At 55.3% G+C, this 24,797-nt stretch carries 24 protein-coding genes; 6 read left to right on the forward strand and 18 right to left on the reverse strand.

Annotated features, from left to right (window positions below; genetic code table 11):
* Window positions 1-51: 51 nt before the first annotated feature.
* The 5 genes from CLV58_RS12025 to kdpB form a co-directional block, all read right to left on the reverse strand.
* On the reverse strand, window positions 52-1,182 hold the full coding sequence (locus CLV58_RS12025; RefSeq protein ID WP_106138060.1) for a sensor protein KdpD: 1,131 nt from the start codon (window positions 1,180-1,182) through the stop codon (window positions 52-54).
* 52 nt (window positions 1,183-1,234) lie between these two features.
* Window positions 1,235-2,410, reverse strand: coding sequence for a porin (locus tag CLV58_RS12030; protein ID WP_106138061.1), 1,176 nt, complete (start codon window positions 2,408-2,410; stop codon window positions 1,235-1,237).
* A gap of 207 nt (window positions 2,411-2,617) precedes the next feature.
* Window positions 2,618-4,345: a potassium-transporting ATPase subunit KdpA gene (kdpA, locus tag CLV58_RS12035; protein ID WP_106138062.1), complete on the reverse strand. Its 1,728-nt coding sequence runs from the start codon at window positions 4,343-4,345 to the stop codon at window positions 2,618-2,620.
* A 55-nt stretch (window positions 4,346-4,400) separates the two neighbouring features.
* Window positions 4,401-4,964 carry a K(+)-transporting ATPase subunit C gene (locus CLV58_RS12040; protein ID WP_106138063.1) on the reverse strand — a complete coding sequence of 188 codons (564 nt, stop codon included), beginning with the start codon at window positions 4,962-4,964 and terminating at the stop codon, window positions 4,401-4,403.
* Window positions 4,965-5,065: 101 nt separating this feature from the next.
* Entirely contained in the window at window positions 5,066-7,120 is a 2,055-nt protein-coding gene (kdpB, locus tag CLV58_RS12045; protein WP_106138064.1) for a potassium-transporting ATPase subunit KdpB, read from the reverse strand.
* A gap of 32 nt (window positions 7,121-7,152) precedes the next feature.
* On the opposite strand from kdpB, the gene CLV58_RS12050 reads away from it, so the two are divergent.
* The 4 genes from CLV58_RS12050 to CLV58_RS12065 are packed head-to-tail and all read left to right on the forward strand — an operon-like array spanning window position 7,153 to window position 8,508.
* Complete coding sequence (locus CLV58_RS12050) at window positions 7,153-7,449, forward strand: hypothetical protein (protein ID WP_106138065.1); 297 nt, start codon at window positions 7,153-7,155, stop codon at window positions 7,447-7,449.
* Window positions 7,446-7,799 carry a toxin-antitoxin system TumE family protein gene (locus CLV58_RS12055; RefSeq protein WP_106138066.1) on the forward strand — a complete coding sequence of 118 codons (354 nt, stop codon included), beginning with the start codon at window positions 7,446-7,448 and terminating at the stop codon, window positions 7,797-7,799. Before CLV58_RS12050 ends, CLV58_RS12055 begins: the two co-directional genes overlap by 4 nt.
* A gap of 47 nt (window positions 7,800-7,846) precedes the next feature.
* On the forward strand, window positions 7,847-8,164 hold the full coding sequence (locus CLV58_RS12060; protein ID WP_106138067.1) for a hypothetical protein: 318 nt from the start codon (window positions 7,847-7,849) through the stop codon (window positions 8,162-8,164).
* Complete coding sequence (locus CLV58_RS12065) at window positions 8,161-8,508, forward strand: toxin-antitoxin system TumE family protein (RefSeq protein ID WP_106138068.1); 348 nt, start codon at window positions 8,161-8,163, stop codon at window positions 8,506-8,508. The genes CLV58_RS12060 and CLV58_RS12065 overlap by 4 nt, the downstream gene beginning before the upstream one ends.
* Here CLV58_RS12065 and kdpA (CLV58_RS12070) read toward each other — a convergent pair.
* Window positions 8,495-10,210, reverse strand: coding sequence for a potassium-transporting ATPase subunit KdpA (gene kdpA / locus CLV58_RS12070; protein ID WP_106138069.1), 1,716 nt, complete (start codon window positions 10,208-10,210; stop codon window positions 8,495-8,497). The two genes, CLV58_RS12065 and kdpA (CLV58_RS12070), sit on opposite strands and share 14 nt — an antisense overlap.
* Before the next feature lie 49 nt (window positions 10,211-10,259).
* A complete protein-coding gene (locus CLV58_RS29140) occupies window positions 10,260-10,340 on the reverse strand; it encodes a potassium-transporting ATPase subunit F (protein ID WP_106138070.1) in 81 nt (26 codons plus the stop codon).
* Window positions 10,341-10,827: 487 nt separating this feature from the next.
* Between CLV58_RS29140 and CLV58_RS12080 the strand changes: the two genes are divergently transcribed.
* Window positions 10,828-11,850, forward strand: a complete 1,023-nt coding sequence (locus CLV58_RS12080; protein ID WP_106138071.1) for a sugar phosphate isomerase/epimerase family protein — start codon at window positions 10,828-10,830, stop codon at window positions 11,848-11,850.
* A 40-nt stretch (window positions 11,851-11,890) separates the two neighbouring features.
* Here the strand turns inward: CLV58_RS12080 and CLV58_RS12085 are convergent, their stop codons facing one another.
* From CLV58_RS12085 to CLV58_RS12135, 11 genes are all read right to left on the reverse strand, one after another.
* Window positions 11,891-13,237, reverse strand: coding sequence for a sigma-54-dependent transcriptional regulator (locus tag CLV58_RS12085; RefSeq protein WP_106138072.1), 1,347 nt, complete (start codon window positions 13,235-13,237; stop codon window positions 11,891-11,893).
* A 293-nt stretch (window positions 13,238-13,530) separates the two neighbouring features.
* Window positions 13,531-14,151: a DUF4190 domain-containing protein gene (locus tag CLV58_RS12090; protein WP_211300853.1), complete on the reverse strand. Its 621-nt coding sequence runs from the start codon at window positions 14,149-14,151 to the stop codon at window positions 13,531-13,533.
* Between the two features lie 205 nt (window positions 14,152-14,356).
* The gene (argC, locus tag CLV58_RS12095) at window positions 14,357-15,337 is read right to left on the reverse strand and encodes an N-acetyl-gamma-glutamyl-phosphate reductase (protein ID WP_106138074.1); all 981 of its coding nucleotides are present in this window, start codon (window positions 15,335-15,337) and stop codon (window positions 14,357-14,359) included.
* 54 nt (window positions 15,338-15,391) lie between these two features.
* Complete coding sequence (locus CLV58_RS12100) at window positions 15,392-16,654, reverse strand: glycosyltransferase family 4 protein (RefSeq protein WP_106138075.1); 1,263 nt, start codon at window positions 16,652-16,654, stop codon at window positions 15,392-15,394.
* Complete coding sequence (argG, locus tag CLV58_RS12105) at window positions 16,638-17,837, reverse strand: argininosuccinate synthase (protein WP_106138076.1); 1,200 nt, start codon at window positions 17,835-17,837, stop codon at window positions 16,638-16,640. The genes CLV58_RS12100 and argG overlap by 17 nt, the downstream gene beginning before the upstream one ends.
* Before the next feature lie 201 nt (window positions 17,838-18,038).
* A complete protein-coding gene (locus tag CLV58_RS12110; RefSeq protein WP_106138077.1) occupies window positions 18,039-18,458 on the reverse strand; it encodes a response regulator in 420 nt (139 codons plus the stop codon).
* Window positions 18,455-19,516 (reverse strand): sensor histidine kinase, encoded by a 1,062-nt coding sequence (locus CLV58_RS12115; RefSeq protein WP_106138078.1) that lies wholly within the window; start codon window positions 19,514-19,516, stop codon window positions 18,455-18,457. Before CLV58_RS12115 ends, CLV58_RS12110 begins: the two co-directional genes overlap by 4 nt.
* A gap of 240 nt (window positions 19,517-19,756) precedes the next feature.
* Window positions 19,757-20,479, reverse strand: a complete 723-nt coding sequence (locus CLV58_RS12120) for a hypothetical protein (RefSeq protein WP_106138079.1) — start codon at window positions 20,477-20,479, stop codon at window positions 19,757-19,759.
* A gap of 767 nt (window positions 20,480-21,246) precedes the next feature.
* A complete protein-coding gene (locus CLV58_RS12125; RefSeq protein ID WP_106138080.1) occupies window positions 21,247-22,125 on the reverse strand; it encodes a diacylglycerol/lipid kinase family protein in 879 nt (292 codons plus the stop codon).
* 268 nt (window positions 22,126-22,393) lie between these two features.
* Window positions 22,394-23,131, reverse strand: a complete 738-nt coding sequence (fabG, locus tag CLV58_RS12130) for a 3-oxoacyl-ACP reductase FabG (RefSeq protein WP_106138081.1) — start codon at window positions 23,129-23,131, stop codon at window positions 22,394-22,396.
* The gene (locus tag CLV58_RS12135; protein ID WP_106138082.1) at window positions 23,128-24,111 is read right to left on the reverse strand and encodes an NADPH:quinone oxidoreductase family protein; all 984 of its coding nucleotides are present in this window, start codon (window positions 24,109-24,111) and stop codon (window positions 23,128-23,130) included. Before CLV58_RS12135 ends, fabG begins: the two co-directional genes overlap by 4 nt.
* Window positions 24,112-24,280: 169 nt before the next feature.
* On the opposite strand from CLV58_RS12135, the gene CLV58_RS12140 reads away from it, so the two are divergent.
* Complete coding sequence (locus tag CLV58_RS12140) at window positions 24,281-24,730, forward strand: YybH family protein (RefSeq protein ID WP_106138083.1); 450 nt, start codon at window positions 24,281-24,283, stop codon at window positions 24,728-24,730.
* The last annotated feature ends 67 nt before the right edge of the window (window positions 24,731-24,797 follow it).

Here is a 24,797-nt window from a genome sequence, read left to right on the forward strand (position 1 = left end):
AATTGTTCGCGTCAGCCTATTCAATCATTCTATCATTCAAGCACTCACTAATTAAGATAGAATAATCAAATCCGTGTCGGAGTCGGCGAGTTTGTTGAGTAGCTGATTGAACGCGCTTGTGCGTAAGATAATCTGGATCAGGCTAAAGTGCGGCTTGCCGATGCAAAGTGTCGTTACGTTGCGCTGTTTGAGTTCGTCCATGATGCTGTTGACGATGTGATCACTTTTAACCTGAATCACTTCGGCCCCCAGTTCCGTCGCCAGTTTGAGGTTATTGATCAGGTGCCGTTGTACGTCGAGTTTGATCCGGTCAGCACTCTCCTCGGGCGTCTGTACGTACAACACAAACCAGCGCGAATTGTAGTAGGCCGCCAGCCGGGCTGTTTTGCGGATAACGCGTCGGGCCGTCAGGTGATTGCTGCTGATCGCGGCCAGAAACCGCTCGTTTTTGGGCTGCGTACCCGGCGGCAATATCGTATCAATCTTCCGCTCGACCGCCGACGCCACTTCACGCAGGGCCAGCTCACGCAGCTGCAAAATCTTCTCCGACTGGAAGAAATTGGCCAGCGCCGTCTGCACCTTACCGGGGTCGTAAATCTTGCCTTCCTTGAGCCGGTTGATAAGCTCGTCGGCCGTCAGGTCGATGTTCACCACCTCGTCGGCGGTTTGCAGCACGCGGTCGGGTATTCGCTCGGTCACGTCGACGCCGGTAATCGAATGAACTTCGTCGTACAGACTTTCGATATGCTGAATGTTAACCGCGCTGATTACGTTGATGCCCGCATCGAGAATCTCGAATACGTCCTGCCAGCGTTTCTCATTTTTCGAGCCGGGAATGTTCGTATGCGCCAGTTCATCGACGATAACGATCTCAGGGTGTCGGTTCAGTACGGCCTGCACGTCGACTTCTTCCAGTTCGCGGCCTTTATAAAACAAGGTCCGGCGCGGGATGATCGGTAGTCCATCGATGAGGGCGTGCGTTTCGGCCCGGTTATGCGTCTCGACAAATCCGATCTGCACGTCGATGCCGGTCCGCAGCAGCGCGTGGGCCTCCTGCAACATCCGGTAGGTCTTGCCCACACCCGCACTCATGCCGATATACACTTTGAACTTCCCCCGTCTCGACTGCTGAATGAGCCGGAGAAAGTTGTCAGCCGATTGATCGCGTTGGTCAGGAAGCATGGTGATTTATAAGAATCGGTTTTTGATGTAGCCTGGACCGGTCTGGGCTATATCAAAAACTAATGGCCAGGCTGGTTGTAAATGAGACGTTGGTGTTGCTCTGCCCCGTACTAGTTGAAAAAATAGCGTCTTTGCTATCATACACTTTACCTTCGAAGCGAAACAGGGCGTTCGGCAGGATTGCGTAATCATAGCCCAGCGAGTAACCCAGCGTCTGAAATCCATTGGCTGTACCGGTCGCGATAATCACCCCGTTTTTATCATCATAGTACTCGACGCGCCCGTTGAGGTAGCTCTTGTCGGACGTTCTGTAGCGGGCAATAATGACGGGTGAATACCACACATACGAGCCACTACCTACCCGCTGATCGGTCATCGCATTGATTACAGGTTTACGATCGGCACCGATGTCGAAGCCTAGGATTACGCCAAACTTACCCGCCGGGTTGATAATGGCGTACAGGTTGTTGAAGAAGCGGCCCTGCTTCAGCGAATCCGGCCGATCGCTGCCCAGGAAGCTACTCCAGTTCAGCGTCAGCATCGACGACGGGCGGTACTGCACCTGCGTACTCACGGCCATGCCACTGTATCCCGGCAGCTTAGCGATACGCTGCCAGCCGTTGAGTACCGATCCCAGCAGCGTCCATTTCCCGTTTGGGCTGTTGTACGTCAGTTTCGCACCCGACAGGTAGTATGGCGAATTTTCAGCCAGTATACTGCGGGTCAGCGTCCAGCAATCTTTCGAGATGGCGCTTTCAAAGCCGATGTGCGATGAGAAGATACCCGCGTCAAGCCACAGGTCGCGGTTCTGAGCCAGCTTTATTCCCACGTTCGCTTCAAACACGTTTTTCAGCAGCCCCTGCTCAGCGGCATAGTTATACTGCGCGTAGGTACCCACCTGCACCGCCAGATTCGCCCGCAACCGCTCCGCAGTATAGGCGGCTTTCAGAAACGCCAGGTTGATGTTGACTTCCCGATTCCGCTTATGGTTATACAGAAAACCGGGCCGTTCCTGATCGGTTTTGGGGGCCGTAAGGTCACGGGTGTAGTACGCTTCCACATAACCCGACATCGTCAGACCGGAAGTTGGCGCGGCCGTCGTAGCCGATACGTCGGACCGCGCTTGTGTAGCAGCGGATGTACCGGTCGTATCAGTGGTCTGGGCGATAGCCGATGCGGTTAGTAGCGGTACGGCAGCAAGGGAGAAAAATTGGGCAATACGTTTCATGGTTGGTGGTCCGTACGGGACGGACTCGTTGATTTTGTTGTACTCAGAAATCTAGTAAGCTCAAATCAGTTGACTCAGTAAATCAGTTGACTCAGTCAGGTAACTAGTTGTTGATTTTACCCCCCGCCCCCTGAAGGGGGAGAAGGCAATCAGCGATTTTCTCCCCCTTTAGGGAGCCGGGGGGTAGGGTAAATTCACTCATGTTACTTATCGCGGCTGCGTCAGAAACTCGGCAATCGGCCCGATGGCCAGTGCCGGAAAGAAACACAACGCGCCGATAATAACAATGACAATAAACAGCAATGCGCCGAAGGTATACGATTCCGTGGGTAGCGTACCGGACGAACTCGGGATAAACGGCTTTTGGTACAGTTGCGCGCCAATCAGCAGCGTACCGACGATCGGGATAAACCGACCCAGTAGCATCGCCAGTGCCGTCGTCAGGTTCCAGAACGGCGTATTGTCGCCCAAGCTTTCAAAGCCTGATCCGTTACCCGCCACCGACGATACGTATTCGTACAGCATCGTCGTAAATCCGTGGTAACCATTCGGTCCGGCGGTCCGGTTGCCAAGCCACCCCAGCGCTACCCCGCCGTCCGGTGCCCGACTAACGATCAGCACGGCGACGGCTGTCAGCCCCAAGTAGATCAGCGGCTGCGCGACGATAACACCGACGGCCAGTTGAATTTCGGTCTGCCCGACTTTCTTCCCCAGCAACTCGGGGGTTCGGCCAATCATCAGGCTACCGATAAAGATGGCGATGATGATATACAGAAACAGGTACATAAACCCTGTTCCGACCCCGCCGTAAAAGGCGTCGATCTGCATCCCCAGCAGCATGAATACGCCCGAAAGAGACGTATAGCTGTCGTGCATCGAGGTAAGTGCCCCCGCCGGAATCACGACGTTGACCCCACACCAGAATGCCGACGCCAGCGTACCGAAGCGCATCTCTTTCCCCTCCAGACTTCCCGCTGACTGATCGATCCCCAATGCGCTGATCGCCGGATTACCCGCCCATTCCTGCTGCATGATCGGAATCGTAAGCAGAAGCCAGCAGCCGGTCATCAGCGTGAAGATAATGACGCCCAGTTTCCGCCGGTTCAGGTAGTACCCAACGAAGCAGACAAATGCCATCGGCAGCAGAAACACGGTAATCAGGTGCAGGCAGTAGGTTGCCATACCCGGATTTTCGAACGGATGTGCTGTGTTTGTTCCGAAGAAACCGCCCCCATTGGAGCCCAGGTGCTTGATCGGCAGCATAGCCGCCACCGGCCCACGCGCAACGGAAACCAGGTCACCTTGCAACGTCTGAATGGTGTCGTACGGCGCGAAGGTCATGGGCACACCGGCAAACACCAACCCAATGGCAACCAGCAGCGACAGGGGCAACAGCACCCGCGTGAGGGAACGCACCAGGTCGCCGTAGAAATTACCGGGACTCGCACCCGACTCCGCCCGCAGCGATCGCACCAGCGCCACCCCTACCGTCAGACTCGTCGCAGCCGACATGAATTGCAGGAACGTCAGTACGAACAGTTGCGAAAAGTACGTCGCGCCGGATTCGCCCGAATAGTGCTGGAGGTTGGTACTGGTCAGAAAGCTGATCGCTGTGTTCAGCGCCAGCGTCCAGTCCATCGGCGAAATACCACCCTGATTCCAGACCGGAATCTGCGTCTGTGTCATGAGCAGTGTCACAGCCAACACCACCCAGACCACGCTCGTTACCGCCACCGCCCCCAGGTATTGTGCCCAGGGCATCGGCTGGGTAGGGTCGACTCCGATCAGGCGGAACAGCAGTCGTTCAACCGGAGCCAGCCCGTCGAGTACGCTCGGTTCGTTCCGAAATACCCGGCTCAGGTAGCGCCCCGTCAGCACGGCCAGGCCAACGGCTGTACCGAACAGCAGCGCAAAGCCAATTAACTCACTTGTCATGGTCGATTTACCCCGGTTCGATCCGGTGGTTCACCGGACGGGACCAGTAGTTACGTTAGCGGAGCTGATCGAGGGCAACGTTCAGTTTCAGCACATTCACCGTCGACGGACCAAACAGACCCAGCAGCGGCCCATTCGTGTTGGCGTCGACCAGTTGAGTCAGCCGTTCTGTGGGCAGACTACGTACTTTGGCGATGCGGGCGATCTGGATTTTAGCCGCTGCGGGCGACAGGTCGGGATCAAGACCGGAGCCAGACGCCGTGACCAGTTCGGCCGGAATATCCGCTTTCTTCACCGTCGGGTTGTGTACCAGAAAGGTGTCGATACGAGCCTGCACCATTTTCAGGTAATCAGGGTTCGACGGACCCTTGTTCGAGCCGGCCGAACCAGCCGCGTTGTACTCGACCGCCGACGGCCGTGAGTTGAAATAGCGATCGTCGGTAAACTTCTGTCCGATCAGCGCGTAGCCGACAACCCGGCCTTTTGCTTCGACCGTAACGCCTTTGCCGCCACCGGGTGCCAGTTTGGCAATTCCCGCTACCACGAGCGGATAGATAACGGACGTAAGAATGAGCATGACCACGGTCAGGCGTATGGCAGGAATGAGATTCGTTTTCATGACTATTGGGATGAAAGAAGAAAGACGTTAGAGGGGTGCACTTTGTCCACTCTCTCAGCGACGCTCTTTCTTCTTTTCTCTAGCTTCTTTTTTCTACGTTTTTATACAAACAACCCGATGACCAGATCAATCAGTTTGATACCGATGAAGGGCGCGATGACCCCGCCGACACCGTAGAGCAGCAGGTTCTGCCGCAGCAGCGCCGATGCGCCGATGGGCTTGTATTCGACACCGCGCAGCGCCAGCGGAATCAGCATCGGGATGATGATCGCGTTGAAAATAACCGCCGACAGGATGGCCGACTCAGCACTGTGCAGCCGCATGATGTTGATCGCCTGGAGCGCCGGGATCGACGTGATAAACAGGGCCGGTACGATGGCGAAATACTTGGCTACGTCGTTGGCGATACTGAAGGTTGTCAGCGTACCGCGCGTGATGAGCAACTGTTTCCCGATTTCGACGACTTCGATCAGCTTGGTCGGGTCGTTGTCGAGGTCGACCATGTTGCCGGCTTCCTTGGCCGCCTGCGTACCCGAGTTCATGGCCACACCCACGTCGGCCTGGGCCAGCGCTGGCGCGTCGTTGGTACCGTCGCCCATCATCGCCACCAGTTTACCGCCGGTCTGTTCGTGGCGGATGTACTGCATTTTATCTTCCGGCTTGGCTTCGGCGATGAAATCATCGACCCCCGCTTTCTCCGCGATAAACTTGGCTGTCAGTGGGTTATCACCCGTTACCATCACCGTCTTGACACCCATTTTCCGCAGACGATCGAAGCGCTCGGCGATACCCGGTTTGATGATATCCTGTAATTCGACCACCCCTTTCACTTCCTCGTTTTCCGTTACGACCAGTGGTGTGCCACCGTTAGCCGCAATCTCCTTGGCTTTCGCATCAGTCTCCGCCGGAAAGTGATTGCCAACGCGCTCCACGATGTTCCGAATCGAATCGGTTGCCCCTTTACGGATGCGCTCGCCGGTCACTAAATCGATACCCGACGAACGCGTCTCGGCGGTGAACTTGATCAGCTTGGAACCCGTCGTGTTCAGATGCCGCGTTACGTCCGCCCCGGCCAGTTCGACAATCGATTTGCCTTCGGGCGTTTCGTCGGCCAGCGAACTCAAAGCCGCAATTCGTACCATATCGGCCTGCTTGACGCCCGGTGCCGGATAGAAGTTGGTCGCTTTCCGGTTGCCGATGGTGATTGTTCCGGTTTTGTCGAGTAGCAGCGTGTCGATGTCGCCCGCCGTTTCGACCGCCCGTCCCGACTTGGCAATGACGTTGGCCCGCAGCGCCCGGTCCATACCGGCGATACCGATTGCCGACAACAGCCCGCCGATCGTGGTTGGAATCAGACAGACGAACAGAGAGATCAGGGCCGCAATCGTGATGGGTGTGTTGGCGTAATCGGCGAATGGTTTCAGGGCGACGCAGACGATAATAAAGATCAGCGTGAAACCCGCCAGCAGAATCGTCAGCGCAATTTCATTCGGTGTCTTCTGCCGCGACGCGCCCTCGACCAGCGCGATCATCTTGTCGAGAAACGACTCCCCCGGCTGTGTCGTCACCTGCACTTTAATCCGGTCCGACAGCACTTTTGTACCACCCGTCACCGACGATTTATCGCCACCGGCTTCGCGGATAACCGGTGCCGATTCGCCCGTAATGGCCGACTCGTCAATGGTGGCCAGCCCTTCGATGATTTCACCATCCGAGGGGATAATGTCGCCCGGTTCGCACAGGAAAACGTCGCCTTTTTTGAGCTGCGCCGACGAGATCGTCTGTACTTCGTTGGTGTACATGTTCCCTACAGCGCGAATCACCTTGGCGGGTGTTTCCTGCCGGGTTTTGCGGAGCGATTCGGCCTGCGCTTTCCCCCGTGCTTCGGCAATGGCTTCGGCGAAGTTGGCGAACAGCAGCGTCAGCAGCAGAATCAGTGTGATGGTGATGTTATAGCCCAGCGAGCCCTGTGTCTGATCGCCCGACACGCCGATGTATATCGTCACCAGCACCATAATCAGCGTGCCGACTTCGACGGTAAACATAACCGGGTTCTTGATCAGAATCGCCGGGTTTAATTTGACAAATGACTCCCGGATGGCCGTTCGGACGAGGTCGCCTTGGAACAAACTGGGAGAAGAAGATTGGGTTGCCATTTTGGTTATCTTTGAAAAAACAGATTTTGGATATGACGGTCGAACAGGCTTCTATCGAGCAGGTATTTCAGAAAGCGGGCTACTCATCGAGTACTGACTACGCCATCAAGAAAATGCAGGAAGAATTGCTGCGGGAACTCAAGGTGTGCAGCGACCGGATCGATGCGTTTGAAGCGAAATACGGAATGCGCTACGAGGAGTTCGACAAGCGTTTCAATGACCTGACCCAGTTTGGTTTATTCGAACGGGAAGACGACATCATGGACTGGCGGGCTGAACTTGTCGTATTGAGAGGTGTTGAAAAACGACTGGCGAAACTGGTAAAATGAAGCACGACCTTACTGAATTCCACGCCATCATTCATGTCACCACGCCCCTCGACCCGACCGAACGTCCTGAGCTGACTCAAGTTCGTGGAAGCATTACCTTCACAGACTCGTCGGTGCTCCACGTCCGTGAGAACTACGTAACGGTGTCCGGCTGGATCGACTATTCTTACCATTGGCAAACCGCCGATCATCAGCTTATTCACCGCTGGGACAACGCCCACGAGGTACCGTTTCCCTCTTCGCCCCATCATCAGCACGTTGGTTCGGAGGACAATGTGCAGCCCTCGGAGCCGATGACGCTGACTGACGTGCTGACCATTATTACCCAGCGATTGACTAGTGAGCGTTGACTGAATCGGGTGCATCTTCGTTACCTTTGAAAAAACAGATTTTGGATATGACGGCTCCTCTTTCAACAGACCAGCTTGACAGCCTGGCCCAGTCGCTGGGTTACCGAAGTGTATCTGATTTTACGCGCATTCAGCTTCGTCATGCCGTCGAACAAAAGATGGCCTATTATCAGAGCCGTATCGACTATTACCAGCAGAAATACGGTATGGACTTCGCTGAGTTTCGCCGTCGTGTGGTCGACAAAGCTGATCCACAGTTACTCAAGTTTGGTATCATCGAGAAAGAAGATGATGACAATGATTGGGAAGACGCCATTGACTTTCTCGATGATTATCTGGCCGCGTTGACCCATATCCAGCCATGAGTCTGACAGTTTCTGACTTCTCTTCTGTCATTGTAGAATACACCACAACAACGGAAGACAGCCCAGGACAAAAGCGTGTCGAGCGGGGCAGAATCACCTTCATCGATGGATCTCGATTAGTTACGTACGAATCCAGAAAAGGCAGCCGATTCAAGTATGGTTACCAGTGGATGAACCCTGCGGCTGAAACCATCTTTCGTTGGGACAATACACCACATTTTCCAGAATTCGCCACGTTTCCTCATCACCGTCATGTAGGTGCCGACGAAGTTGCCGAACCACACGCATTTGTAAGTCTTGTTGACGTGCTGACTATCATTGCCCAGCGCATCACTTCAGGCTGAAGTACTCGGCCAGCGGACCCAGCGTAAGAGCCGGGAAGAACGACAGGGCGGTGATAATCATGATGACCGCGAAGACCATCAGCCCGAACGTACCATTATCCGTTGGCAGCGTACCACTCGACTCCGGCACGTATTTCTTCCGGGCCAGCAACCCAGCAATCGCTACCGGGCCGATAATGGGTAGAAAACGACCCAGCAACAGCACGATCCCCGTCGCGTAGTTCCAGAAAAAGTTATTGTCGCCCAGCCCTTCAAAGCCCGATCCGTTGTTAGCATTGGCCGAGGTGAACTCGTAAAGCATCTCCGAGAACCCGTGGTAACCGGGATTATTGAGCCAGGCCGACGGCTTCACCGTCCACGCAGCTTCGGGATAATTGACGAATAGCCAGGCTGCCAGCGCCGTCCCGCCTTTCACGAGCAGCGTACTAACGAGCGCCACAATCGACGCGATCTTGATCTCCCGCGCTTCCACTTTCCGACCGAAAAATTCCGGCGTTCGGCCTACCATCAGCCCCGAAATGAAGACCGCGATAATCAGGAAGTAATAGAAGTTCAGAATACCGACCCCGCAGCCACCGTAGAACGCGCCGGTCATCATGCCCAGCAGTTGCATCATACCCGATACCGGCATCGATGAATCGTGCATGGAGTTGACCGATCCCGTCGAAATAACGGTCGTCAGGATACTCCAGTAACCCGATGCCACCGGCCCGAAACGAACTTCCTTGCCCTCCATCGCGCCGGTTGGTTGTGCCACGCCCATACGGGCAATCGCCGGGTTGCCGTGCAGTTCGCTGATGAGCGTTGGTACCAGCAGCATCAGCACACCGATGGTCATGACCCCGTAGATCATCAGGGCAAATTTCTTCCGGTTAATCAGAAAGCCCAGCGCGAAAATCATCGCAATTGGAATGATGACCTGCGCGACCATCTCGGCCATATTCGTCAGGTAGTTGGGATTCTCAAGTGGGTGCGCGGAGTTGGCACCGAAGTAACCGCCCCCGTTGGTACCGATGTGTTTGATACCGATCATGGCAGCCGCCGGACCACGCGATACCCCGACCGTGTCGCCCTGCATCGTAACGACGCTGTCTTTGCCGTCGAAGCTGGCGGGTGTACCGTTGAATACCAGTACCAGCGATAGTACCAGCGACAGCGGCAGCAGAATCCGGGTTATGGCTTTCACGAAGTACACGTAGAAATTACCAACCGTGTCAACGCTTTTCGGCAGAAACGACCGGACAATCAGCATCAGCGCGGCAATACCCGTTGCGGCTGAAACAAACATCAGGAAGTTGAACACGCCAAGCTGCGTCAGGTACGTAGCCCCCGACTCGCCGGAGTAGTGCTGCAGGTCGCAGTTGACCAGAAAGCTGATGGCCGTGTTGAACGCCAGGTCCGGGGTCATCGAGGGGTTACCATCGGGATTGAGCGGCAGACTTCCCTGCACCAGCAGCAATACAAAGGCGTAGATCAGCCAGACGGCGTTAATTGTCAGCAGGGCCAGCAGGCTGGCTTTCCAGCTCATCTCCTGCGTTTCGTCGACACCGCCGAGCCGGTAAATCAGCCGCTCGATGGGTCGCATAAAGTCAAGTAGGTTGGGCTTGTCGGCGAACACGTTCGCGATAAACTTGCCCAGTGGAATCGCCAGCAGCACGGTTAGCCCGTACATCACTGCGATACCTGTCCATTCAGAAAACATATTGAGCGAATGAGTGAATTGTGAATGAGCGAATTGATGGCTTCACTCGTTAGAACTGTTCAGGTTTGATGAGGACGTAGAGCATGTAAGCGAATACCAGTAGCGCTACGACAAACAGAAGCGTAATCATGGGGAGATCAGATTTTTTCGAACCAGTCGATGGTTTTGTAGAAAGCCCAGAAGCAGATCAGGGCTGAAACGATAAGTACGAGCAGGGTTGCCATAGTGGGTGATATCAAGTTGTCGAACCACCTATGCCAAGAAGCACACCAATCTGACAGGCAGCAGCAACACCACCCGTAACCTATTGATTTATAGATTCTTAAAATAAGTTAGTAGCGACAAGCCGCAGGAAGTCCCAGATCATCCTTTCCAAAATGGTAGGGTTGGTTTTTCATTTTGACACGCCCAGAAGAGCCATTCGGCAGTCTGATCGATTGCACGGTAGTTGCGTTCATCGCCGGAACGGGACGGCTCAAGAGCGAAATTTTTCAGGAACAGGCGATTGTGTGCGTATTTTTTACGCGATTGATTCTTTATGGTAAACACGGAAAAGCCACCCACTCAACTGGACAGTTCGTTCCGTTCATCTGACCATCCTAATCGCTTACATCCGAATGCATACCCGTCGACAATTTCTCCATCAGCTTGGCCTGGCCACCGCCGGTCTGGGTCTGCTCCCCCATCTACCCATACAGGCCATGGCCGGATCAGCGACTAAACCGCTGAGTTTCGACATTTCGATGGCAGAGTTCTCATTTGCCGGCGACCTGTTTTCCGGCAAGATGACCAACCTCGATTTCGCGTCACGGACGAAGAACGAGTTCGGTGTCAACGTACTCGAATACGTGTCGATGTTCTTTAATGACAAGCACACCAATTCGGCTTATCTGAAAGACCTGAAGCAGCGGAGCGACGATCTGGGCATGAAAAACCACCTCATCATGGTCGACGGAGCGAACATTGCGGATCTGGACGCAGCAAAGCGGCAACAGGCGGTGACTGCGCACCATGCCTGGGTCGATGCGGCAAAATACCTCGGGTGCAGTGCGATTCGAGTAAACTTGGGGGATAGCAACCGCGCGTTGTCGGGCGCGGCCGACGATCCGGCTGATGAGGCCGCCAAAGCCGCTGCCGACGGCTATCACAAACTGCTGGAATACGCAGCCAGGCATCAGCTAAACGTGATTGTCGAAAATCACTTCGGCAACTCCACCAACGTCGACTGGCTGATTGGCATTTTAAAGCAGGTGAACATGCCCAACGCCGGCCTGCTACCCGATTTCGGCAACTTCTGTGCGCAACGCAGCAAAGCCGCCACAGCCGACATCAAAGGCGCGCTGAGCACGACCTGCGTCCGCGAATACGACCGGTATGAGGGGGTAAAGAAAATGATGCCCTACGCCAAGAGCATCAGCGCCAAGACGCACAAGTTCGACGCGAAAGGCAACGAGACAGAAACCGACTTCCGGCGTATCTTCCAGATCATCAAAGATGCGGGTTTCAGCGGCTACGTAGGCATCGAATACGAAGGCGGCATCATCGGTATGTACAAGCCTGACGCCGGCTACCTACCCACCGCCGACGGTATTAAAGCCACGAAAACGCTGCTTGAAAAAACACGCGCGGAGTTAGCCTGATCGCACAACCTAAAAGGTCTCTAAAAACCTTTTAGGTTTATTAATCCGCTTCCATTTCGGTCAGTTTGCGGTAGAGGCTTGTCAGGCCGATGCCGAGCAGGCGGGCGGCTTCGGTTTTGTTGCCGTTGGTGTGTCGTAATGCCCGTCGGATAAGCTGTCGTTCGTGCGTGGCCAGATCAAATGTATCACTGCCATTGGTCTCCGCTGTCGTTGTACCATGCTGCATATCATAAGGCAACAGATCAGGCGTCAACTCGGGTGAATCCGACAGGATAACGGCCCGCTCGATGATGTTCTTCAGCTCCCGGATGTTGCCCTTCCACTGATGCTTCTTTAACCGCTGAACGAATCCCTCGCTGAGTCGTACGTCGCGCCGACCGATCTTGGCGGCTTCCTGCCGGGCAAACTGTTCGGCCAGTATAGGCACATCATCAAGCCGCTCGCGGAGCGGGGGCAGGTCGATACTGAATACCGACAGCCGGTAGTATAAATCGAGCCGAAAATGACCCGCTTCGGACGCCTGTGCCAGTTGCCGGTTAGTAGCCGCCACAACCCGAACGTCGGTGCGGGTCGGCTTTGTGTCGCCAACGCGCAGAAACTCGTGGGTTTCCAGCACGCGCAACAGCTTGGCCTGTAAATCGAGCGGCATCTCCCCGATCTCGTCCAGGAAGATCGTGCCTTTGTCGGCTTCGGCAAACAAGCCTTTCTGGTCGCGATTGGCCCCGGTGAACGCCCCGGCCCGGTGGCCGAACAGCTCGCTTTCCAGAATATCCTTGCCCAGTGCGCCACAGTTGATCGCCACAAACGGTCCGTTGCGCCGGGGACTGCCGCCGTGGATGGCCCGCGCAAAAACCTCCTTACCCGTACCGGTTTCGCCCATCAGCAGGACGGTCGTGTCGGTAACGGCTACGCGCCGGGCCAGATCGACGGCCTGTTGAATCGCCCGCGACTGCCCGACGATGGGGTCGAAGCTGTACTGTTTGTTGACCTGCGCTTCCAGTCGCTGAATGCGAAACTGAAGCTGTGCTTTTTCGACGGCCCGGCTTACCAGCGGAATAATGCGGTCGTTATCGTCGCCTTTGGTGATGTAGTCGAACGCGCCGTTTTTGATCGCCAGCACACCATCGGCAATGGTACCGTAGGCTGTAAGAACAATGATCTCAGTAGCCGGATAGCGCTTTTTGATTTCCTCAGCCAGCGCGATGCCGTTCTTGTCGGGGAGTTTGACATCGCTGATGACCAGTTCGACGGTTTCCCGTTCCAAGATTTTCAGCCCGCTGCGGGCATCTTCCGCTTCCAGCACGCGGTATTCTTCCAGACTTAATATGCGGGCGAGCAGGCTACGCAGCCGGGGTTCGTCATCGATGAGCAAAATAGTAGCTGCCACCTGTACTTCGTTTTAAGGTATCCAGTAGTTGAGTTATACAAACCGATACGGGCCACGGTCGGTTAGACAGGGCCGTGTTGCCGCTTTTCGGCCCGAAAACTACCGCTTTTACGAATGCGCTCGCTGCTTTTTGTTGGCGGGCCGATCGCGCCCCGGTTGTGATTCAGTGTGTTCAGTTGTCTCTATAAACGAACCGATCTCTTTCCTGAGCCATTCGCTATCGACAGCTGTCTCAGAAAAGAGATCGGAAAGCACTAAAAACCGAATACGGCAACCCGTATGCCGCCTGTCGCTTAACGGCCAGCCAGGTAAATCACGGTGACAACGGTGGCGACAATACCGAGTACCAGCCCGGCAACAGCCATACCGCGCCCGGACACCTCCGGGTTTTTCCGAATTTTCGACAGGGCCACACCGCCGAAGATAATGGCCAGAATACCGAGCACGATTCCGAATACGAAAAAGGCCAGAATACCGCACACCAACGAGGCAATCGCCAACCCACTAACGGTACCCGCCGGCTGACTCTTCCGCTGACGCCATTGCCGCTTCAGCTCCTTCCGTGTCGCTTTATCGATGGATGGGGCAGTGGTAGTCTGCTTAACGTCCGGTTGGGGCAGGGTCGATTGCACCAGACTATGACGCCCAGCTACGTTCAGCTGCTGGTATGGTCTTACGTCAGTCGCCGTGGTAGCCAGCACAGTAGCGGGTTCCGCATCAACGACGGGCGTTATCGGGGTGATGGTTTCGGCTGCCTTTGCGGGTACGTGCTCGGCAGATGGCGTAGCTGTTGCGCGGGCTGCGGCCAGGTGTCGGTCGGGCATGAACAGCGCCTGTGAGCGCCGTTGGCAGGCAGATAAGCTGACCAGTGCGATAAGGATTGCAAGGCTAAGGAATCGTGTAAACATGTTCATAAAAAGAGAATTGGTTGATTGGAGTGTGTCACCAAAATAGGACGGGAAAAAGTAAGTCAGAAAATTTACTTCACCAATCCTGCGCTCTGTTTTTATAGAAGTTTACACAGATAAAAAGAATAGCACTCCTTGCTGCGGCACCATTTCCCTATCGATGCCGAACAACAGCATAAAAAAAGGCCAGCTCCGTAAGCTGGCCCCTTGGCTAGAATGCGACGGCTTTCAGTCGCAGGCCCGTATCTTCGGGTAGGCCGACTACCAGGTTGAAGTTCTGAACGGCTTGTCCGGCGGCTCCTTTCACCAGGTTATCGATGACGCTGGTGATGAGCAGTTGCCCATCGTGTACCTCCAGATGCAGCAGACATTTGTTGGTGTTGACTACCTGCTTCAGATCGATAGGGGCGTCGCTGACGTGCGTAAACGGGTGTTCCGCGTAGAAGCGTTTGTACAGGTCGTTTGCTTCCTCAAGCGTACCGGTAAACGGCGTGTACACGTTGGCCATGATCCCCCGTGTAAAGTCGCCCCGGTACGGAACGAAGTGGATGGGCGCGTTGAACTCCGGATCGAACTGGGTCAGGCTCTGCCGGATTTCGCTCAGGTGCTGGTGCGTAAACGCCTTGTAAATCGACACGTTGTTGTTACGCCAGGTAAAGCCCGTCGTCGGTACGAGCGCCTGTCCGGCACCGGTACTGCCCGTAATAGCGCTTACCTGTACCGCATCGTTGAGCTTACCCGCTTTAGCCAGCGGCAGCAACGCCAGCTGAATACTGGTTGCGAAACAGCCGGGATTGGCCACCCGCGTCGTTTCACGAATACGATCCCGTTGCAGTTCGGGCAGGCCGTAAACGAAGTCGTCGTGTTCGTCGCGGAAGTCGGTGCTCAGATCGATCACGGTAATGTCGTCCGACACCTCGTATTCGTTCATGAACGTTTGCGACGCGCCATGTCCCATGCAAAGAAAGATCGCATCGAGCCCCTCCTGCGCCAGCAGACCGGTCAGGTCATCGCCGGTAAACGTCAGGTCGGTATCACCCAACAGATCGGTATGCGTCGACCAAACGGGTTTGCCCGCCTGACTGTTACTGTGGATGAAGGCAATGGTTACGAATGGGTGGTTCAACAGAATACGCAGGAGTTCCCCCCCCGTGTACCCGGCCCCACCGACGATGCCGATAGTCAATTTCATACGGTTACAACCAGCCCTGGGCCGGCCTGTCAAATTGGTTAGTTGATACCCTGACTAAGCGCCATCGGCCCGCATACGTTTGTACAACGCCACGTGCTCTGCGACAAACTTGTCCCACGAAAATTGCCGGGCCTGCTTCAGCGATTTTTCGACCATCTCGTTTCGTACGGCTGCTGAGTTGGCAACGGTCAGCATGGCCTGGCAAAGGGTGTCTGCGTCGGTCGGCGGCACCTGAATGGCGGCATCCCCCACCACCTCCGGCAACGAAGACACGTTAGAGGTAATGACGGGTAATCCGCACTGCATCGCTTCCAGGGGTGGCAGGCCAAAGCCTTCATACAGCGACGGAAACGTAAACGCAAGCGCGCCGGCATACAGGGGCGCCAGGTCGTCGTCGGGAACGTACCCCGTAAACACCAGCCGCGATGCCAGATCCGTGCTACGCGACGACTCTGCCATGATAGCGTCGAACTTCCACCCCTTTGTACCAACTAGCACCAGTTTGGTGTCAGAAGCGATAGCATGACTATCAACCAGTTGCCCGAAGCAGCGAATCAGATGATCGATATTCTTGCGCGGCTCCAGCGTGGCAATACTCAGAAAATACGGTCCTTCGCCCAGCCCGAATCGCTGCCGGACGGCCTGTTTGCGGGCTTCGTCTGCCACAGGGTGGAACAGGTCAGAGGCAGCCGCCAGCAGGATGGGCACGACCCGGTCAGGGTTGAAGCCGGTATACGAACAGAAGTCATCTTTGGTCGCCTGTGAGATAGTGGTTACCCACGAGTCGGGCGATAGCGTAGCCAGCACTTTTTTAACCGTCTGCTCCCCATCCGTGAACCACTCCGGATGCATAACCGGAATCAGATCGTAGATGCTCTGCACCGTCTGAACGGCCCGTGCCTGCTGCACGGCGGCCGGCACGGGAAAAAACGTAGCGTGGTAGATGGCCTGCGCCGGAAACTGATCGGGCTGTAGACGCGCATGCGCCCGGTTGGTCCGCTGACGCAGCTGATAACCCACCTGCCGGATCGCTTTCGATGGAATGCCCGACAGCGCAAATGGGGCCAACAACCGGTTTTCAAACCGGGCTACAGCCTGCTCCGCCCGGCTGTTGGCAAAGGGAATCGCCGACTGGTAATGCTCGTCGGCATACCGCATGGTCTCCGGCAGGTTCGTCGGCGCAACCAGCGTTAGCTGGCACTCAGGCGATTGATGGATTCCCTTGACCAGTTTTTCGATAACCCGACTGATCCCCGTACGAGCCTGCCGGTGGTACAAACTCATCCCCAGCGAACTCGCATCAAGAATTATGTTCATTGATCTTCTCGTAAATCATTACCTGATTCGACGCCACCTTCGAGAAGCCGCGTACATCGTCGCCAGTCCAGGCATTGTTCATTTCGCCGTACGAACCAAACTTCGACGACATCAGATCGTGGTCCGATTCGATGCCCAGTACCTGAAAACGATACGGTGCCAGCAGCACGTGAACCTTGCCGGTTACATAGGCCTGCGTGTCGCTCAGGAAGGTTTCGATGTTCCGCATGATGGGGTCCATGAATTGGCCTTCGTGCAGCATCGTGCCGTACCAGTTGGCCATCTGCTCTTTCCAGTACAGCTGCCATTTGCCCAGTACGTGCTTCTCGATCAGGTGGTGTGCCTTAATCAGAATGAGCGGAGCCGGTGCTTCAAAGCCAACGCGGCCTTTGATCCCGATGATCGTATCGCCCACGTGGATGTCGCGGCCGATACCAAACGGACCCGCCAGTTCGGTCAGCTTCCGGATCGCGTCGACGGGGTTGTCGTAGCGATCGCCGTTGATACCTTTGATTTCACCGTGTTCGAAGGTCAGCGTAATCGTTTCGGGTTCGGTTTTGGTTACCTGTGTTGGCCAGGCCGACTCAGGCAGAAACTGATCGGAGGTCAGCGTTTCTTTCCCGCCGACCGACGTACCCCACAGGCCTTTATTGATCGAATACGCGGCTTTGTGCCACTCCTGATCGACGCCCTTCGACTTGAGGTACTCGATTTCAGCTTCGCGCGACAGCCGCAGGTCGCGAATGGGCGTAATCACTTCCGCGTCGGGCGCAATGATCCGGAACGCCATGTCGAAACGCACCTGATCGTTACCGGCTCCGGTACTGCCGTGCGCAATGGCCGACGCACCGATCTCACGGGCGTACTCTGCCGCAGCGATGGCCTGAAAAATCCGTTCAGCACTGACGCTCAGCGGGTATGTATTATTTTTCAACACATTACCGAATACCAGAAACTTCAGGCATTGCTGGTAATAGTCGTCGGTTTTCTGGATGGTCGTGTGCGATTTCACACCCAGTGAATAGGCCCGTTCTTCGATGGCTTTCAGTTCGTCATCCGAGAAACCGCCCGTGTCGACCAGTACGGAGTGTACCTCCATATCCCGGTCTTCAGACAAATATTTTACGCAGAAGGAGGTATCGAGACCTCCGCTAAAGGCAAGAACTACTTTTTTCTGGGACATTATGCGAAAGACGCCGGGCAACTGCCTGCCGTCGGGATAGTGTTGGCGGGGCAAATATCGGGCTTATCGGCGGATTTCTGCCAACGAATTGCCGATCTCCTGTTCGGCTCGAACCAGCAATCGACCGCGCCCCCGTACAATTGACACTATCGGGTGGCCGATTGTAGCGGCCTTGTCTGGCCAGGAGGCTTATTCCCAGCCCTACTCGCCTTCGCTGAAGTATCGACTGGCAACGGTGAGCAACGATTCGACCCGGAGTGGCTTTTGCAAAAAATCGACTATGTGGCCATTCTGCTGCGCCCGCTGGTAATCGTCGGGGTTGAGGGAGGTCGTTAGCATAACCACAACGGCGTTGGCCTTATACCGATCGTCGAGCTGATTGTACAGGTTCATAAAATCCCAGCCGGTCAGGCCGGGCATGTTGATGTCGAGGAAAATGATCCCCGGCTGCTCCGTTGCAGGCTTGTCTTCCGACAGGTAGGCAATCGCATCGGGAACATTGTTGATCGCTTTAACGGAGACACCCAACCCGGCCCGTTCGACCACTTTTGTGTGGATCAGGTTGGTAAATTTATCGTCGTCGATCAACAGTATACTATGTAGACCACCGCGCGTTTTCATAATGTGTGTACAGGAATTGTGAAAACAAACCTACTCCCCTGCCCTGGCGTGGACTCGACCCACAGCGCACCACCGTGCAATTCTACAATCTTTTTGCCATGCGCCAACCCAATACCGTTGCCTTCGTACGCATCCCGGTCGTTTAACCGCTGAAATATCTTAAAAATTTTCTCGCTGTGCGACGGATCGATACCGATACCGTTGTCGGCGACGGTAAACTGCCAATGATGATCGTGCAGCCGGGCGGAGATGGTAACCACCGGTTTTCGGTCGGCCGGCGTAAACTTGATGGCATTACTGATGAGGTTCTGTAGCAGCTGTCGTAGTTCGATGGCGTACGCGTTGACCGTCGGCAGCGCCCCGCACTGAATCACAGCGCCCGTTTGTCGCAACTGCGTTGCGAGGTCTTCTTTCACCGTGTCGACAAGATGCTGACAATCGACCGGTACCAATGCTTTCCTGCGCCCGATGCGGGAGTAATCCAGCAAGTCCTTGATCAGATCGCGCATCCGATGCGTACAGTGGTTGATAACGCCCAGGTACATTTCGGCTGTCTCATCCAGTTTGTCGCCATATTCAAGCTGCAGCAGTTCGACAAAATTACTTACGTTGAGCAACGGCTCCTGCAAATCGTGGGACGCGATGTAGACAAACTGTTCGAGTTCCTTGTTCTGGCTTTCCAGATTTTGCGCATGTAGCTTGATGGTCGTTTCCGCTTCGATTCGTTCGGTCAGGTCGCGGGTAATTTTGGCGAACCCGATCAATACGTCCTGTTCATTGTAGGAAGCGACGATCGTAACGGCTCCCCAGAACCGGCTTCCGTCTTTTCGCAGCCGCCACCCTTCGTGATATACCTTACCAGCGGTAGCCGCTTCGGCCAGGAGTTGAGACGGCAACCCGGCCTGCCGATCGGCTTCGGTGTAGAAAATTCTGAAGTTCTGGTTAATAATTTCCCCAGCCTGATAGCCTTTAATCTTCTCAGCGCCTTTGTTCCACGTTTCTATGTACCCCTGCCGATCCAGCAGAATGATGGCGTGATTATCAATCTCATCCATCATTTTGAGTAATCGCAGTTGCTTCGCATCTAGCTCCATCTCAAAAATAACTCAATCCATACTAACCAGTGGTGGACGTGTATCGGCGACCGCACACTGAAATTGCATCAATCTTATAGCCAAATTATCACATAGGATTACTTTTTTAATCTACCTTATTATCCGGCAACTAACAGCACCGGTTGTGCCGGAAACGGCTATGTAGCCAAAAGCGCACCGCGTAAAAACGCTTAGGTAACGACGTCAATTCGTTACGACGTTGGTATCATCGAGCGTGACCGACGCTCCGTTTATGGTGATCGAACTACCCTGCATCGAAAACGTCCCGACGATTTCCAGATTCAGACAGGCGGCAGCAGGCATCGTAGCGTCAAGACGAACCGTATGTGTGTCGCTGATCGTCACGTTCTGCCAGGCAGCTGGTACGCAGTTACAAGACCACACCGACGGGTCATTCCAGTTACCCGACTTGACCGAGTAAACGTTATTGGATACTGGCCCTACCTTGACAAGCCATACTTCAGCGTCCGTATTTGTTTTACCCTGTATATCGCCGTCGGTTGAAGTGGTTGTACCAATCACCAGGAAGCCACCATCGGCTCCCGCTACGGCATCCGTAACCGTTTCGGTACCGGAACCACCCAGCTTCTGCTGGTAGCTCAGCGTCTGCCCCACAACCGTCTGCAACCGGATATCCCCCTGCCGCTCGCTGACGACATCGACGATAGTATGACTGTTCGGATTAGCACCGGCAACCAAAAATGACGTAGTGAAATTCGCGCGGTTGGCAAGCGTGACGCCGTCAGTTATATCACCATTGGCACTGATCATCAGGCTGCGAGTGTCTGTTCCCGTCGCAGACCCAACGGCAAGAACAGCAGTATTGTCATACGGGCTTACGATCACGCGATCGAGTCCACGACCACCCTTGTTCTTCTGCCAGACCACAGCCAGTTGGGAATCCAATTTAACTACCCAATCGGCTGGTGAAGAGGACGCTCCATTCGCCCTTCCCACTAGTGTATACGTACCGTCTGGCATCTGTACAATTTGTCGTACACTGGAATAAGTCCGTGGCTCATTTCCAGCGGGTATGTTGACAGAACTCGTTATCGTGTTATTTCCAGCCGCGTCAAACTTATACAATTCCGTTCCGAACGAACTTCGTGAATAGCCCATGGTGGCAGCTGCCAAAAAACCACCGTCAGCTGTGCAAATTAGCCCGGCGAACTCTCGTGTTGCCGAAGTCGATGTTTCTGTGCTCTCAACGAACGTTTTATTCCAGCGAATACTACCGTCTGCATTTAACCGGAACAACGACCATTTGAATCGATTATAGGCTAATACGCCAAAACCGCCATCAGGCGCTGCGGCAATGTGAGTCGTGATAGTATAATAGCCGGGATATTCGGGCGGATCGGGAAGTATAGTCTCCCAAATCGTGTTACCTGAATCGTCCAGGCGAATCACTTTTCGGTGCAGAACGGCATACCCGTCACTGTTGGCGCGAACGACCCGAGGCTGATAGGGACTTGACCCATATGACCTGCCCAGCAGCCGCTGCCATTGAATTATCGGTGTTTGTGTAGTCTGGGCGTGGGCGGCTGTTGCGCTGACGAATAGCAGCCATACGCGCAACCAGTAAAGTCTCGTTTCTCGTTGGTAATTTTTCTTCATAGGCAGCACAAAAAATTGTCCGTTTGCCCATAAAGATATAAGTCGCTAGGTATACTTCATAAGAGTACTAACAGACTACCCGGCAGGATGCGTACGTCGGCTTTCCCGTCGGCGAGGGTCAGCGGTTCGCCGTCGGCGTGGATGAGCAACGGACGATCGGCCTGAACGGTTGCGTGGGTAACACCCGTTCCCTGCCAGTAGGGCGATTGATCGATGCTTTTGTTGAACAGCCGCCACGCTAGCATCCCCCCCGCCTGCATCGGAAAGGGGCGCAGCTCACACTGTTCCAGCCGCCCGTCGGCGATGTTAGCCGTGGGGGCCATCCAGGCATTGTTACCAAACTGCCCGGCGTTAGCAAACGTCAGTGAGAACAGCGTTTTCTCGATCCCATTCACCGCATACAGCTCCGGTTTGTAGCGCATGAACGCATTTACCGACGTGCGTACGTACGTCGGTAAACCCCGGACAGGCTGTTTGGCGAAGGCGTGCGCGACGTAGGCTTCGAAGCCGAAGCCAGCCGTACAGAAAAATGGATGCTCATTGATCATCGCGCTGTCGACAACGACGGGCCGGCCCGCCAGCGCCGACTGCACCGCCCGCTCTGGATTAAGCGGCACACCCAGATGGCGCGCAAGCCCGTTGCCCGACCCGAGCGGGACGATACCAAGTGCGGTGTTCGACTGCCGCAGAGCGCGGGCCGTTTCATTGATGGTCCCGTCGCCCCCGACAGCCAGCACACGGGTAATACCCCGACTGACGGCCTGTGTGGCCAGTTCAGTCGCGTGGCCGGGCCCTTCGGTGACGACTAGTTCGGGGGTGTAGCTACTCGCTTCGGCCTGCCGGGCGATATACTCACTCAGCCGCGCCTTGGCTCCCGCCGACGCCGTGCCGGACAGCGGATTGATGATGGCCAGAACGGCCGGTAATGCAGCCATTCAGCTGAAGAAAATAAAGAGCACCAGAATAAAAATCAGGATAAACACGTAGTACCAGCCATCGGAAAAGATGTACGGCTTGTACTCCTGGTAGAATTTGCGAATGCGGCTCATGGGTCGGTGTGCAGTTTACGGTAGCTGGTTTTCAGGGCTCAGCCACGATCTGACTGATCCTGTTTGCAAAAATAGCGCTATAGTTCGTCAGATGGTATGTACCAACCACCCGACACCAGCAACAGCCTACCGAAAACCGTACATCCGACACCGATTAGATAGCCTGTCCGCCGTTGACTGCCAGCACGTGTCCGTTGACAAAGGACGATTCTTCGGACGCCAGAAACAAGTACGCATTGGCAATATCAGCGGGTTGACCGATACGGCGAACCGGAATGGCTGCGACGGCTTTTGCTTTAACGTCGTCCGGCATGGCATCGGTCATCGCCGTCTGGATAAATCCGGGTGCCACGGCATTGGCTGTAATGCCCTTCGGTCCCAGCTCTTTCGCCCACGAACGGACCATGCCGATGATACCCGCTTTGGCCGCTGCGTAGTTCGTTTGTCCGAAAGCGCCGTGCACCCCATTGATCGACGAGGTGCAGATGATCCGGCCATACTGCTGCTCGACCATGTACGGCGCAACGACCTTTGTGCAGTTGAATACGCCGGTCAGGTTGACGTCGATGACCTGCTGCCACTCGTCGTACGACATCTTCAGCAGGGTTTTGTCGCGCGTGATACCGGCGTTGTTGACCAGAATGTCGATTCGTCCGTAGCGGTCGACAACGTCGCGGGCGGCCGCTTCGATGCTGGGCACGTCGGTCGTGCTGACGGTCATAAAGTCGCATCGATAGCCCTGGTCAGTCAGTTCACGGGCGGTGGCTTCTCCTTCGGGCAGAACGTCCCAGATAATAACTGTGGCCCCTTCCTGGCAGAACCGTTCGGCGGCTCCGCGTCCGATGCCGCGTGCCGCACCGGTAATGATCGCTACTCTGTTCGCAAGTCTCATGGTGTATCAATGATTACAACCGCCTTGCCGATGACCTTCCGATCGAGCAGATCGCGGAGGGCAACGGGGGCGTCAGCCAATAAATACTGTTTATGGATATGTTGTTTCAATTGCCCGGTCGTAATCCACTGAAGCAACTGCTCAAAATTCTGCCTACTCCGCTTCGGTTCACGTTGCGCGAAGGCTCCCCAGAATACCCCCACAATAGACGCGCCTTTCAGCAAGGCCAGGTTCAGCGGAATACTCGGAATACTGCCAGCCGCAAAGCCAACGACAAGATAGCGGCCTCGCCACGCCAGCGACCGAACAGCCGGCTCGGCAAAGCGATCGCCGACGGGGTCATACACGACGTCGACGCCTTTGCCGCCCGTTAGCTCGTTGACTCGCGTGCGCAGGTCTTCGGTCGTGTAGTTGATCGTTTCTGACGCACCCAGTTCACGGCAAACCGCCAGTTTCTCCTCGGAAGACGCAGCCGCGATGACCCGAGCGCCCATCAGCACACCCAGTTGCAAAGCAGCCAGCCCCACGCCCCCGGCGGCTCCCAGCACCAGCAGCGTTTCGCCCGCCTGTAGGTTGGCCCGGTCTTTCAGCGCATGGTACGACGTGCCGTAGGTGTACATGGTCGATGCTGCCGTGACGAAGTCCATCCCGGCGGGCATAGGCAACGTTGTCGTAGCATGCGCAACCACCTGTTCAGCAAATCCGCCGTAGCCCGTCAAGGCAAAAACGTGATCGCCCGGTTTGAGAGTCGTCACGCCCTCGCCTACCGACAGGACGCGACCGGCGACTTCGCCCCCCGGCGCAAATGGCATGGGTGGCTTCACCTGGTATTTTCCTTCGATGATGAGCGTATCCGGAAAGTTGACGCCACAGGCGTTCACACCGATCAGCACCTGTCCGGCAGCGGGCTGCGGCTCAGGAACCTCGGTCAACCGTAGCGTTTCCGGCGGACCGTACTGTTGGCAAAGAATGGCGTTCATAGTAAGTTGGTGTACGGTTTTCGGTTTACAGTTTACGGCGGTCACCGTTGCGCGCTAGCTAACGAATGCACTAATCTACGCGGAAAAGCAGTAGCGTTCCCGGCAAACAGCCATTGGGAGTGTTTCGCCGAATAAGCCTGTAGCGTAGCTTTACCGAAAACCAGATCCTATGCGTTACTTCTCTATTCTCGCTTTTGTTTTCCTGTCGCTGACAACGTTTGGTCAGCAAAAAGAAACCACCGCAGACAAAGACCGGCGGGCCATTCTTCTGATCCTGAAACAACAGACTGCCGACTGGACAGCCGGTCGGGTCGAGCGGTTTATGAACGCCTACTGGCGATCGGACTCGCTGACATTCGTTGGCAAAGCGGGCATTACCTATGGTTACAAAGCGACACTGGCTAATTACAAAAAACGCTACCCCAGCCGGGCAGCTATGGGAAAACTCAAATTCGACATTCTCCAGATCGACTTCCCGGCCCCCAACCTTGCCTACGTTATCGGCGCGTATCACCTGACCCGCCCGCAGGTAGGCAACGCCAACGGTCATTTCACGCTGCTCTGGCGCAAGATCAGGGGACAGTGGCTCATCGTCAGCGACCACAGCAGTCAGGATTGATATTGAGATGAAAGAGAAAAGACGCAAGAAGAAAGACAGTCGGTGAGCCATCTTTCTTCTTGCGTCT

This window comes from Spirosoma oryzae (assembly GCF_003002825.1).
GTDB classification, from domain to species: Bacteria; Bacteroidota; Bacteroidia; order Cytophagales; family Spirosomataceae; genus Spirosoma; species Spirosoma oryzae.